This is a genomic window from Psychrobacillus sp. NPDC058041 (assembly GCF_042885655.1).
In the GTDB taxonomy this organism is placed as follows: domain Bacteria; phylum Bacillota; class Bacilli; order Bacillales_A; family Planococcaceae; genus Psychrobacillus.
The window spans coordinates 297,105-310,894 of the sequence record NZ_JBHVRO010000004.1 but is presented as its reverse complement, the minus strand read 5'-3'; the positions used below and the strand labels follow the sequence as shown (position 1 = coordinate 310,894).

Sequence of the window (13,790 nt, the reverse complement as noted above, 5' to 3'; positions counted from 1 at the left end):
AACGCGTCCACCTGAAACGGAAATCCGCGGTATTATCTAATTCATTAAAGTATTATGAACACTGGTTTCGTAGGACGATAATCCAGATGCTTTCTTTGAATGCTTTGGACTAAAATGCACTTGTTGTTACTATTTATTCTTTAGTCCCACCAACTTTTTAATTTAGCTAAACTTGTTTAATAATTCACTCAAATGGGTACTAATATACTAATACAAATTTAAGAAAGGAAGGTTTTGATGGAGAAAAATATAGTTTTTAACCAAGCAGACTTCTTTTATACACTGGCAGGTGCATCCGTATTAACAGGCATTTTGGTATTCTTTACAAATATTTAAGAACGTAAAAGGCAATCCACTCTAAAAAGAAGCGGATTGCCTTTTATATTGTTAAGCTTTAACATCATCGTATTCGTTAGATTTATTAAAAGCGGCAACAACATAAGAACATACTGGTTCCATTTTCAACTCATTTTCACGAGCAAATCCTGCAGCTTTATCCAATAGTTTCTTAGCAACACCTTGACCTCGAAGTTCATCCGACACGAATGTATGATCCATGACCATCACGTCTCCAAGTATTGTCCACGTAATTTCACCAAGTTTCACACCGTCTTGTATATATTGATAAGCAAATACATCGTTCCCAAGCTCTTTGTATTGAAAATCCAATGTTCCCACTCCTTTTCTGAATTCTAACATAATCAATTATTAATTGACAATGGACGCAATGCCTTTTCAATTTGCTCTCTTTTCGGTTCTAAAAACGGAGGCAAAGCCAGTGTTTCTCCTAACGTTTCTAATGGTTCATCAGAAGCAAAGCCCGGCTCGTCTGTAGCCAGTTCATATAGTATCCCATTTGGCTCTCTAAAATAAATGGATTTAAAATAGTATCGGTCCACTAAACCAGAAGTAACGAAGCCTTGTGCACGTAATAATTCTTCCCATTTTGGATAGTCTTCCATCGTAGGAATTCGGAATGCCACATGATGTACGCTTCCCCTACCTGGTCTTTCTATTGGTAAATCTGTACGTGTTTCGATATGAACTTCTCCTGCAGGGCCACCTGCTCCCGTGGAATACACTAAAATATCCGGCATATCCATTACTTCGGATGGGTAAGAACCAGCTAGTGAAAATCCTAGTATTTCTGTTAGTACCTTTTCTGTTGGAGATGCATTGCGTACTGTAAGTTTAACTGGACCTAGACCAACTATGGCATTTTCGGCAGTGATCCCTTCTTTAACCCAAGCTTCTCCATAAGGGATTCCATTTCCATCATCAACAACAAGCATTAATCTAGATCCCTCGAAGTCCTCAAAATAAAGAGTTTTACGGCCGAATCTCTCTTTGATTTCATCATGAGGGACATTCATTTTTGAAAATCTTTCTTTCCAATATAATAATGCATTTTCACTTTTGACACGGAATCCTGTATTACTAATACTGGATATTCCAGCATATGTTCTGCCGGCATTTGGAATGTCAAAGTAAGTCATATCTGTTCCTGGTGTACCTACTGCATCTGCATAAAATAAATGATAAGAAGACGTGTTGTCTTGGTTTACGCTTTTTTTAACTAAGCGCATTCCTAAAATTCGAGTAAAAAAATCATGGTTTCTATCTGCGTCTGCTGTTATAGCAGATACATGGTGTATTCCAGCTAATTTCATTGTTTTTCCCTCCCGTTTTAAATATCTCGAATTCAAGATATTTTAGTATCTTAATAATAGCAAATAAAGATAGTATGTGCAAATAAGGAGTATCTATTAAATTAAAAAGCACCCTGATCGTCTCTTCAGACAAGCAGGGTGCGGATACTATTTAAAAATGGAACGGATTGAATCGATTAGATTGTTAAAGAAGTTTTTGACACTTTGCCAAAAGCCTTCGCTATCAACTATTTTACCGATTTTATCTTCAATTGTTTTGCTTAGATCATTCAGTTGATCGCTCCATTTGCTAAAATCAATATCTAGTTTACGGATTCGATCCATTAAGTCTATCAAAAGCTGGCGATCTTTATCGGATAGTTCAATTTTCAACTTAGAAAGTTGCTCTGTAACAATTTTTTCTACATCTTCTCGTGATGTTGGATTTGTTTCTGCAATTTGTTTTTTTATTTCTGTAAGTAATTCACTTACTTTTGCCTCATCAATTCCAGATTCTTTTGCAAGGTTTGTTGCTACGGATAATTCATCGTTTGCTACATCTGTACGTTCCGGATCTAGTTTTCCACCCGTTACTTCATATGCTTTATAAATACCAACTAATGCAGAGTGGCCTGTAACAGGTTTCGGAGCAGCAATCTCTACTAATGCATCATGAATTCCTGCCGTAAGCATCGCGTTTGCATACATTTCCGCTGTAACTTCCGTAATATTATCCGGTGTAACGATATTAATAACTAGTCCTTTACCAGCATCTTTTCTCGTAATTTTTGCAGAAGAAAACATTCTAGCTGATGCATCGCCATCAGTTAAATACTTAGCTAAATCCTTTCCAGTTACTTCAATTTCTTTAACATCTGAGTTCTCTGTTACTTTTAAACTTTCTTTTACACTATTTTTCTGTGATTCTGTTAAATTACCGCCATAAACTACAATAGGTGGACCAAACTTTTCATTTACTACCTCTGTAGTACCACTCGAGTCTGCATAAGTAATGGTTGGCGTAATCACAACTCCAATCATTAAAATAGCAGCAATAAATGGTTGTAATATTTTTCTCAATTTAAAAACCCCTTTCCAAGCCATTCTCCCTTTAATACGAAAACAGGAGTAAAAAGTTCCGACTAATCGATTCTTTTCACTCCTTTACTCAAATAAGAAATTATTAACTCTTATTAAGCAAGTGTCTAAACTCCGCTTTTCTTTTTACATTTTCAATTCAGTCCAACCATCTTTTTGGACTATCTTACCTTCTTTCATGAGTTTCCCTAATGCACGTTTAAATGCAGCCTTGCTCATTGTGAACATTTCTTGTATTTCATCTGGATTAGATTTATCTGTAAATGGCATCTTTCCGCCAACATCGTTTATATACCGGAAAATGGATTCCGCATCGTCTTCTAAACGTTCGTGGTTACGTGGTAATAGTGATCCGTTAAGTGAACCATCTTCTTTCGTATCAATCACTCGGACCGTTAAGTCTTGTCCAAGGCGTGGTTCTTCTGCACGTTCCGATTGATGCACGAAAATACGATAGTTTTCTGGAACACTCAGTAAAAACGTACCAATTGGAAGTAATCGATAAGGTCTAGCTTGAAGATTTTGATTGAATAAAGTAGTTGGTGCATCTATATATAATTCCTCGACGCGATCCTCTGTTGCTAGACGCCCAAATAATTCTCCGTCTTTATCTGTACGAAGCGTTATATATAGATGATCTCCATTTGCTGGCCAAAGATCCTTAATTTTCGGTAAGTCATCTGCTTTTACTTGTACTTCTTTTGACGTGCCTATGTCGACAAAAGCTCCCTCTTTCTCAGAAACTTTAATCACTCGTGCCCACCCGTATGTACCTTTTTGTATAGTTGGAATTTGTGTCGTAGCTGATAAATTCCCTCTTCTGTCTACAAATAGAAATACTTCAATTGAGTTCCCTACTTGTAATTCTTCCGGTGCTTCTGAAGCATTCAATGGTATATCTATTTCATGATGCTCCAATATCCATTTTGAACCTTCTTGTGCTTTTACGTGTAATTTTACTATTTCTCCTGATGCCGATCCTATCAAATTTACCACTCTCCTTTATGTATCTGTTTGCATGTCTTTATATACTCGATATCCTTACTCCGTTTCTCTTTCTTGCGTCTCAAGAAGCTTTGATTGAATAGAAGGATTTTCATCAAGAAACAAAACTAAATCCGATATACGATCTATTGAGTTCCAGCTTAAATGATGTTCAATTCCTTCTACATCCTTATATATATTCTCTTCTTTTACTCCAATAATGCGTAAAAAATCCTCTAGTAAATCATGTCTCTTCACTAGCTTTTTCCCCATTTTCAAACCTTTTTGAGTAAGTGTGAGACCACGATACTTTTCATATATTAAAAAACCGTCTTTATCTAACTTTTGCACCATTTTTGTAACGGATGATGGCAAGACAGATAATGCTTCCGCAATGTCAGACACACGAGCATAACCTTTCTGCTCGATTAACATATATATTTGTTCAATATGGTCTTCCATGCTTGGTGTTGGCATACGTATCTTCCTTTCATAACTACTTCATTTATTTTACTACATCCCGCTTACCATAACAAATATAGACATAATAGCCTACGAATAAAAAAGGGTACTCGGCTTATTAGAACCGGTACCCTTTACTTATTTAAAGATGTGTTAAATTTGATTAGCTACGATGTGGATACTTACCTATGACATGTATAGATTGAATGATACGTTTATTAATCCATTCTAAATTTTCCTTCGAATTCATTCGTTCAAAAACTGCATTTCTGCCCTGCATGGTTGTTACATAATGCGCTGGTAGTGTATTTAAGCTTAAAGCAATAATATCCATTTCACATTGTTCACATTTACAAAAGGTTTGATATTCCGTCCCTCTCATAAGCATCGTTACAAGACTCTGCACGATTTCTTCCATTACATTTGTAAGCACTTAATCACTTCCCTAAAAAACATAATCGCGCCTCACTGCATGATAATTTAACTTCTAATTGTAAGAAATAAAGTGAAAAATTCCGAAACAATCGTACTGATTTAAAAAGTATAATCAAAAAAATTTTTTTTAGATACCAACTTTATACCAACTTTATTCCGATATATACAATACTTTAGTTTCACTCATTTTCTTAAATTAGAAACTTTGTGTAAAAATGAAAATACAAAAGAAGATTAAAGTTTCCAAACAAAGTATTAATCGCTATTTAATCGTTAAAATTAGGGAGTTAGATGATTCTTTGGATATATAAATAATTTCAAGAGTTTTATCAGAGGCATTGATATGAAATACTTTTTGGAGAAATGTAGAAGGTGTGATTTAGCAGCATTTTATAATTACTCATATTCAATGGATTAACTACTGCAAAATTTTTGCAAGAAATAATAAACAACTTGAATCAATTTCACATTTCAAAATCTCACGTATAAACGCGAATATCTTTAACGCTTTCTTACTAATTGTACAGTTTTACTTTTCAGGTGACACTGTTTATTTTCGTTACATGCGGACGCGCTCTGCGGAGTCTCAATATTCACTACCAAATGTTTAACCTTATATACTATAGGGTAGAATTTTAATAACCACATACTTCATAAGAAAGGATGAAATAATATGGGAAAAATTTTATGGGCCATTATTGTTATTTTAATCATATTTTGGTTACTCGGTTTAGTACTAAAAATTGGCGGTGGCCTAATTCACGCCTTATTAGTAATTGCCGTAATTATTTTTATCATTCAACTTTTTACCGGAAGACGATCGGTCTAAAGTGAGGGATTGCCTAAAAAGCAATCCCTCATTTTATTTTTGCATAAATACATGTATTACGTAATTTTTTTCCATCCGCTGTTAGAGAATCTTTATGAAGTGTGCCCTCTAATATGTAACCAAGTCTTTCCGCTAAAGAACGACTTCTAACATTTTCACTGTCACAACGTATTTCCACTCGATTTGCATGTAACTCCTCGAAAGCAAATTGTGTAATACGTTCACAGGCTTCCGTCATTAAACCTTTGCCTTCAAACTTGTTATGAATCCAATAGCCAAATTCAAACTTCCGAACTTCCCAATCTATATGATGTAATTCAGAAGCCCCTACGAATTCACCTGTTTCTTTTAAAAATAAATAAAGTCGTAGATTCTTACGTGTAATGAAATCTGCAATACCCTGACGTATATTAGTAGTCGTCTGTTCCAATGTTTGCATACTTTGCGCCCATGGCATCCACTTCTTTAATGCTTCATGCGATTCTATAACCGCTTTCCAAACACTAGGTGCATCCTCTAACCTCTGTGCTCGAATAATTAAACGTTCTGTAAAAAATTCTTCCGAAAAGGAGTTGGTCTCATCATTTTTAACTTTTTTATTAAAATCATCATCCCAATTAACAGGCGTAGCAGTTCCCTTTAAAAAGTCATCCCTTGTCATACCATACGTAACTGCGTCATAGTACGAACCCTCTTTTGGAGAAAACCATGCTTGACGTAGCTGCGCTTCTTTTACAAAACCTGCACGCTCAAACGTTTTCCGCATCGCAAAATTATCTTGTCTCGTATGGCCTTCTAAGCGAATTTTCACCTCTGGTAATTTAAATACATACTCTGCAACCATTTCCAAAGCACGTGGACCATATCCTCTTCCACGTGCTTCGTTTGCGATTCGTAAATCAAATAAAGGAATCTCATCTTGTAAATCATAAATTTTGACGATTCCAACCTGTTCATTCTCTTCATTTTCAACCCAAAATGTTTTCACTTCGTCAGATTGATATCCGCCTTCTTCAATCGTCTTTTCAATTAATTCCCTAGCTGGATGTGAATTTCCATGATACGGCCATGTATTTGTCGTCATAAAATGGATCAGCTGCTCTTGCTCTTCCATCGTCCACTCAGTTAACTTCATTTTAATCCCCCCAAACGTACTACTTATGCACTTTTAAATTCGCCTTGGCGTATTTGCGTCCATTTTTTCTTGAGCTTGGTCTAGTAGTTCACTGGAGACATTAACTTTATTCTGCCGGGGTATCCTCCCGGCTGAATGAAGTTAATAGTCGCAAAGAATTCAGTACTACCAATAATGTCGCTCCCATATCTGCAAAGATGGCAATCCATAACGTTAACCATCCTGGAATGATGAGTAAGAGCGCGATAATCTTTAACCCTAATGCAAACATAATATTTTCTTTAATTATATGCAATGCTTTTCGACTTAATCGAATCGTATATGGAAGTTTCTCTAAATCATCTGCCATTAATGCTACATCTGCAGTTTCAAGTGCGGCGTCTGTCCCTGCTCCACCCATTGCTATTCCTACAGTAGAAGCAGCAAGTGCAGGTGCATCATTCACTCCGTCTCCTACCATAGCAACTGCACCATATTTTTCTTTCAGCGCTTTTATGGCGGAAAGTTTTTGATCTGGCATTAGTCCAGCTTCAACATCTGCTATTCCTAGTTTAGCAGCAATGGCATGCGCAGTTCTTGCGTCGTCCCCTGTTAGCATGACGGTATGTTTTATACCAATACTTCTAAGACTTTGTAACACCCTACTACTAGTTAAACGGATTGGATCCATTACTGCTATAAACCCTCTATAAACTCCTTCTTCCGCTGCAAGTATTACCGTATTTCCTTCTGTTTGTAGTTGTTTGATTTTTTCTATCACTTCATTGGGAACAGAACTAAAAGAAGAAACCCATAAAAGGCTACCTACCGACCACTTCTTCCCTTTTATAATTCCTTCCGCTCCTTTACCAGTGATAGATTTAAATTCATCGATACCTATAGGAAGAATATGTTCTTTCTCACCATATTTTACGATTGCTTGTGCAAGTGGATGTTGTGAGAAGGTTTCAATTGACATTACTTTTTGAATGAATTCATTTAAAGAGTCCGACTCCACATGCGTCACTTCAGGATATCCTTTTGTTAATGTTCCTGTTTTGTCAAAAGCAATTGCTTGTAAACGACCAATTTCTTCTAAGTGAATGCCACCTTTAATGAGCACACCTTGCTTAGCAGCATTTCCAATAGCGGTCACGATTGCTACTGGCGTTGATACAACTAAAGCACATGGGCAGCCTACGACTAATACTGCAAGCCCTTGATAAATCCATAAGTGCCAATCTGCACCGAACAACGGAGGAACGATTGCTACTAAAAATGCTATTGAGATAATTGCAGGCGTATAATATTTTGCAAACTTATCTACGAATTTCTGAGAAGGTGCTTTTTCTGCTTGAGCTTCTTCTACTAAATGAATAATCTTTGCAATCGTTGTGTCTTCTACTCTTTTTGTAACTTTTATCTCTAATGAACCTTCTTCATTTAATGTACCAGCAAAAACCTCGTCACCAATAATTTTCATGGCTGGCACAGCTTCGCCTGTAATCGACGCCTGATTGACAGCAGAGGTACCTCTCAACACAATTCCATCCATCGCAATTTTTTCACCGGGTTTAACGATTAAAACATCATTGATTTGAATAAATTCTGTATCAACTTCTACTAATTTGTTCTCTCGACGAATTGTGGCAGTTGAAGGTGCTATATCCATTAACTGTCTAATGGACTGACGTGCTTTATTCATAGAATAAGCTTCTAACGCCTCACTAACTGAAAATAAAAAGACGACAACAGCACCTTCTCTCCATTCACCGATGATTGCTGCTCCAATAATCGCTATTGTCATAAGTGTCTTCATATCAAAATAAAAGCGAGATAGATTAATCAGACCACCTTTAAATAGATTATAACCTCCAATAACGATGGATATCATGAATAATCCAATTGCATATGGGTTCTTTTCTTCAAACATATAGGAAATGATAATCCCAACTACTAAAAATACGCAGGAGATCATTGTTACCACATTTTCTTTTCGTTTGAAGAATAGAGTCTTCTCTTGCTGACTTTGTTTAATAGAAGCTACTTTTATGCCATCAAATGCTCCCGCTTTTTCTATTTCCTCTATAGTGGCATTACCTATGACTGAAACTTTGGAGGCACCAAAATTCACATTTGCATCCATTACATCAGGTAAACTTTTAATATTGTTTTCAAACTTCATCGCACAATTGGCACATGTAAGATTCTCAAGTCGATATTCTTTTTTAGCTTCTCTTTCCACTCTTCTCACCTTCTTCTAATGCATGCTCGTACGCTATTTTAACTAATTCATTAACATGATGATCAGCTAATGAATAGTAAACCAGTTTCCCTTTGCGGCGTGATTTTGCGAGAGATAATTCTCGTAAAAATCGTAAATGATGCGATGCCGTTGCTGTTGAAGATCCAATAATTTCACTTACATCACACACACAAAGCTCTTCTTCTATGGTTAGAGCATATGCAATTTTTAATCTAGTTTCATCTGCTAATGCTTTAAAAATTTGAGCTACCTTTGTAACATCTGGCAGTTTCTTTTTTACGTAAAGTACTATATTTTCATGCACCTTCGTTACTTCGCATGTATCTTTTGTTTGCATTTTACCACCTCATTCAAATGATCGTTTGATTGTTAGTTTCATTATATGTTCAAACTATTCAAAATGCAAGGACATTCAAACTAGTATTTGAATGTATTTGTTTATTTATCATTTTTGACCGGATAACTGGAGTTTCTGATCACATAGAAAAATTTCTGACCGGATAACTGGAGTTTCTGACCGCATAGTAAAATTTTTGACCGGATAATGGTTTCTGACCGGATAATCAGAGTTTCTGACCGCATAGAAAAGTTTTTGACCGGATAACTGGAGTTTCTGACCGCATAGAAAAGTTTCTGACCGGATAAATGGAATTTCTGACCGTATAGAAAAGTTTCTGACCGGATAATCAGATTTTCTGACCGCATAGAAAAGTTTCTGACCGGATAATCAGATTTTCTGACCGCATAGAAAAGTTTCTGACCGGATAAATGGAATTTCTGACCGGATAAGCATTTTCTATGCATAAAAGCGACCACTTCTATGTTAAAGTGGTCGCTCATTATAATCTTATTTCGCTTTCAATATTAATTCATAACCATTTTCTATTTTTCCATCTATAGCTGTCGCATGATATTTCCCTTCTGCCCAATCCATCACTTGATCGTTGTACCATTTCGATTTTACATGACCGCTTTGTCCAGGTCCGACAATATGGTAGGTCTGAGATAAATCAGAAAGATCCGCAACGAATCGCCAAGAGGCTCCATGATCTACTCTACCATCTTCTCCAAAACCTGCTGCTTGAACCGTAATATTTGACCCACCAATTGGTACTGGTTTTGGATTTAGCAAATAGGCTAAAATTGGCGAAACTCCAGACAACGGATGGTCAAATGTAAGTTGGTGATATTCTCCCCATTTCCACTTTTCTTCATTTGATCCGAATTCATCAGTAATATTTTTGATAGCCTTCACAAATGAGTCATAAACCCATTTATCAACTCCACCATACTCTTCAAGCCAGGTACTTGTTTCATTTTTATAACCCTTTCGAAGAAATTGATCGGATATATTCCCCTTGCCAGGTAACATGTCGTAAACATCTTCCGGCATTTCGTCTTCCAATAAGGTTCTCGGTAACTCTTTTATCCACTTGTGGAATACGAGCGGAGCTGCTAGGTTCTTATCATCCACTTGATTCCAATCTGTCAATAAATCTATGATATTTTTATACTCACCATTAGTATCTAACTTTTCCACAGAACCGAGCATTTCTGTTAAAAACTCTCTCGCATACAAATTCAGTTGATCCATTTGCAAGCTCATCATATCATCTTTTGTTAAATTAGATTTGCTGTCTAACTCTTGTGCAATTCGTTCATATCGGTATGACTGCGCCCAAAAATCGGTGATATGATATTTATACGACTCATCTACAACTTGATTATTCGCAGTAGCAATAAACCCTTCTTTTGGATTCACAACAGTTGGCAATTCATCATACGAAACATAGCCTACCCAGCCAAATTGGTCGGAATCTCCTGGAACAGGTAATTGCCCATCACCCGATTTACGAATCGGTATACGTCCGTTCGCTTTATATGCAATCGTTCCATCCTTTGCGGCAAATACAAAGTTTTGCGCCGGTGCTTGAAAATCTTCCAAAGCAGTTTCGAATTCATCCCAGTTTGAAGATTTATTCATCTTCAAAATAGCTTGCAATTCAAGTGTTGGCTCTAGTGCAGTCCACTGCATGGAAAACAAAGCTGAAGCTTCTTCTTCCTTAAATAAAACATCGGAAATAATGGGACCATGACGAGTGACTACTACTTCGAAAGGAACAGCCTCTTTCCCTTTTACTTTAATCGGCTCTTTTCGAACAATGGCCTCCTCCCACTTCCCTTCATACAAAAACTGTGTCCGATTATCTGGATTTGGAATTTCGATATATAAATCCTGTACATCGGGACCAACATTCGTTACGCCCCACGCTACATCTTCGTTATGTCCTAAAATGATTCCTGGAATCCCAGCAAAAATAACGCCACTTACATTTTGTTCTGGTGACTCTAAATGCATTTGATACCAAATAGATGGTGTACTCAACCCTAGATGTGGATCATCCGCCAGGAGTGGAAGCCCGCTTTCTGTCTTATCTCCACTCACGACCCAGTTATTACTCCCATTAAATTCATTTGGTAAAAAAGAAGCATCAAAATAGCCACTTACATTTACACGATTATTTAAATTAGCTTCAACTATTGCTGGAGCTCCCTCAGGGTATTTGATAAATAATTCTTTTGCTTTATCTTCTCCCAATTCATTTAATGCCCAGTGCCTAATTGCTAATGAGGACCAGTTACCACCTAAGTCATACGCCATGTACTTACCTATTGTTAATGAATCTATAGGTGTCCACTCTTCAGGTTCATATCCTAACAGTTTAAATTCATAGCTTAATTTGTTATCCCTTTTTGCAAACGAAATAAATTCATTTACCCCTTCTGCATACCATTTCAATACATCTTTTGCCTCCGCATTATAACCTTCATAGGATTTTTCAGCTGCATCCCTCAAGCTAAATGTTAAGAAGAACTTATCTGTATTCAAAGCAGCCTCACCAACAATTTCAGACAATCGTCCACTCGCTTGTCTTCTCGCTAAATCCATTTGGAAGAGCCTATCTTGCGCTTGTACAAATCCCTGTGCTCGATATAAATCTGCATCTGATTTTGCTTGAATATGAGGTACCCCCATTGCATCCCGAATAACTTTCACATCTGAATCTAATGCATTTAAAGTAAGATTCCCCTTGATAATTGGCTTTGAATTGGAAAGGTATATATTCAAACCAAACACTGTAATTACACTTAGCGCAAGGATACTCCCCAATACCCATGCGGCGATCTTCCACCTTTTTTTCACCACCATACCCCCTAACAGTACTTACACTAATCGGCATTGACGTATAATTACCTTCCATTAAGGATAAAAGAACATAAAAAACCCCTGAATACCAATATATTCAGGGGACCTTCATTATATTATCGTTATTGATTTTCACCGACAATTTTTACTTCTAATTCAAGCTCAATATCGAAGTTTTCTTTCACTGCTTTTTTCACCATTTCAATTGTACTTATATAATCAGTAGCAGTAGCATTATTTTTATTGACAATAAAACCCGCATGCTTAGTCGACACTTCCGCTCCACCAAAACCTTTTCCTTGCAAGCCGCTATCTTGGATTAATTTCCCTGCAAAATAACCAGGGGGGCGTTTGAATACACTACCTGCAGATGGGTATTCTAATGGTTGCTTGGATTCACGTTGAAATGTTAAATCAGCAATTTTTGCATCAATCTCTTCTTGATTGCCAGGCTGCAATTTAAACTCCGCGGAAAGAACATAGTAACCTTTTTTTGTAATTATACTTTTTCTGTAGCCAAGTTCTAGTGCTTCCTTAGATAGAACAAGTTTATCTCCACTTGGTGTAAGCACAGTGCATTGAACAATTACATCCTGCACTTCTCCACCATATGCACCAGCGTTCATAGCCATTGCACCACCGATAGATCCTGGGATTCCACAAGCAAACTCTAAACCAGTTAAGGACTCCTTTGCTACAGCTCTCGAAACATCAATAATATCTGCTCCGCTTTCTGCAATAACTTTGTTGCCATCTATCATGATCTTATTTAAGTTTTCTAAGCGAAGTACGATACCACGAACGCCACCGTCACGAACGACCATATTAGACCCATTGCCAAGTAGCAATAAAGGAATATTATTCTCAAACGCATATTTCACAATGTAAGCTGCTTGGTCTTCCGTTTCAGGTGTTACGAATAAGTCTGCAACTCCACCCATACGTGTCATAGTATGCAAATTCAGTGCTTCATCTATTTTTACATTGCTAGGATCTATTTGTGTAATTAAATCTTCAAACCATTGTTGTTTAGTCAAAAAAAGACAATCCTTTCTTCAATCAAATACTCGCTTAATTAAAGTTAGCTTAAACGGCCGCATCTATGCGATAACTACCAACTAACCTACTTCAAGCAGGACATCGCGCTTGCACGGATAAGTGATATTCAATAAAACATGATTGGGATTCCTCTCCCTAATTATAGAAGAGACCCTTACATAGTATGCGTTCTGGCACCTAATTTATCAAGCGAAATTGTTACAACCATTCTTTAGACCAAGATTCAATTCCACCAACTACATCTTTTAGCGCATGCCCCTTGTCTGTCAAATTGTATTCCACTCGCACTGGTACTTCTGAAAAAACGTTTCTATCTACTATACCTTCTTTTTCAAGCTCTTTTAACCGTTCTGAAAGTAATCGACCACTAATAGGTAGAGACGACTCAATTTCATTAAATCGTTTTGCTCCGTCCATTAATTGATAAATAATTAATGCTGTCCATCTTTTTCCGATCAATTCCATTGCCTTTGCTAAACGTGGGCATAATAACATTTCTTTCATTTGTTTCACCTCTATTTCGTTCTATTATATTCCCTTTAAATTGTTTTGTAAAACCAAAGTAATTTAATTACTTGACGTAAGTATGGTATAAATGTATAGTTAGTTACATAAAGTAAGTATTAGTTTTTACTTTATAAAAGAGGGTAATAATGAATGAACATATTTTTAATTATTTCGAAGTA

The 13,790-nt window shown here is 36.6% G+C and carries 13 protein-coding genes; 1 reads left to right on the top strand and 12 read right to left on the bottom strand.

The annotated features are described in order from the left end of the window. Positions 1–387 precede the first annotated feature (387 nt). The 6 genes from ACFVR1_RS09005 to ACFVR1_RS08980 all read right to left on the bottom strand — a co-directional run bounded on the left by ACFVR1_RS09005 (position 388) and on the right by ACFVR1_RS08980 (position 4,626). Positions 388–669: a GNAT family N-acetyltransferase gene (locus tag ACFVR1_RS09005; RefSeq protein ID WP_387583178.1), complete on the bottom strand. Its 282-nt coding sequence runs from the start codon at positions 667–669 to the stop codon at positions 388–390. A 32-nt stretch (positions 670–701) separates the two neighbouring features. Next, positions 702–1,670, bottom strand: coding sequence for a ring-cleaving dioxygenase (locus ACFVR1_RS09000; protein ID WP_387583176.1), 969 nt, complete (start codon positions 1,668–1,670; stop codon positions 702–704). Between the two features lie 147 nt (positions 1,671–1,817). Beyond that, on the bottom strand, positions 1,818–2,729 hold the full coding sequence (locus ACFVR1_RS08995; protein ID WP_387583174.1) for a DUF1002 domain-containing protein: 912 nt from the start codon (positions 2,727–2,729) through the stop codon (positions 1,818–1,820). A 144-nt stretch (positions 2,730–2,873) separates the two neighbouring features. Then, a complete protein-coding gene (locus ACFVR1_RS08990; protein ID WP_387583172.1) occupies positions 2,874–3,734 on the bottom strand; it encodes a CvfB family protein in 861 nt (286 codons plus the stop codon). Positions 3,735–3,788: 54 nt separating this feature from the next. Then, complete coding sequence (gene mntR / locus ACFVR1_RS08985; protein WP_387583169.1) at positions 3,789–4,208, bottom strand: transcriptional regulator MntR; 420 nt, start codon at positions 4,206–4,208, stop codon at positions 3,789–3,791. Positions 4,209–4,356: 148 nt separating this feature from the next. Then, positions 4,357–4,626: a late competence development ComFB family protein gene (locus tag ACFVR1_RS08980; RefSeq protein WP_387583166.1), complete on the bottom strand. Its 270-nt coding sequence runs from the start codon at positions 4,624–4,626 to the stop codon at positions 4,357–4,359. 675 nt (positions 4,627–5,301) lie between these two features. Between ACFVR1_RS08980 and ACFVR1_RS08975 the strand changes: the two genes are divergently transcribed. Further along, positions 5,302–5,457: a lmo0937 family membrane protein gene (locus ACFVR1_RS08975; RefSeq protein ID WP_387583164.1), complete on the top strand. Its 156-nt coding sequence runs from the start codon at positions 5,302–5,304 to the stop codon at positions 5,455–5,457. Between the two features lie 28 nt (positions 5,458–5,485). On the opposite strand, the gene ACFVR1_RS08970 is transcribed toward ACFVR1_RS08975, so the two are convergent. From ACFVR1_RS08970 to ACFVR1_RS08945, 6 genes are all read right to left on the bottom strand, one after another. Next, positions 5,486–6,592: a GNAT family N-acetyltransferase gene (locus ACFVR1_RS08970; protein ID WP_387583161.1), complete on the bottom strand. Its 1,107-nt coding sequence runs from the start codon at positions 6,590–6,592 to the stop codon at positions 5,486–5,488. A gap of 106 nt (positions 6,593–6,698) precedes the next feature. Beyond that, a complete protein-coding gene (locus ACFVR1_RS08965; protein ID WP_387583158.1) occupies positions 6,699–8,816 on the bottom strand; it encodes a heavy metal translocating P-type ATPase in 2,118 nt (705 codons plus the stop codon). Then, complete coding sequence (locus tag ACFVR1_RS08960; protein ID WP_387583155.1) at positions 8,800–9,174, bottom strand: ArsR/SmtB family transcription factor; 375 nt, start codon at positions 9,172–9,174, stop codon at positions 8,800–8,802. Before ACFVR1_RS08960 ends, ACFVR1_RS08965 begins: the two co-directional genes overlap by 17 nt. Before the next feature lie 510 nt (positions 9,175–9,684). Next, positions 9,685–12,048, bottom strand: a complete 2,364-nt coding sequence (locus ACFVR1_RS08955) for a penicillin acylase family protein (RefSeq protein WP_387583152.1) — start codon at positions 12,046–12,048, stop codon at positions 9,685–9,687. A gap of 119 nt (positions 12,049–12,167) precedes the next feature. Then, positions 12,168–13,082: a UDP-N-acetylmuramate dehydrogenase gene (murB, locus tag ACFVR1_RS08950; protein ID WP_387583149.1), complete on the bottom strand. Its 915-nt coding sequence runs from the start codon at positions 13,080–13,082 to the stop codon at positions 12,168–12,170. A gap of 220 nt (positions 13,083–13,302) precedes the next feature. Beyond that, complete coding sequence (locus ACFVR1_RS08945; protein ID WP_151701427.1) at positions 13,303–13,608, bottom strand: winged helix-turn-helix transcriptional regulator; 306 nt, start codon at positions 13,606–13,608, stop codon at positions 13,303–13,305. Between the last annotated feature and the right edge of the window lie 182 nt (positions 13,609–13,790).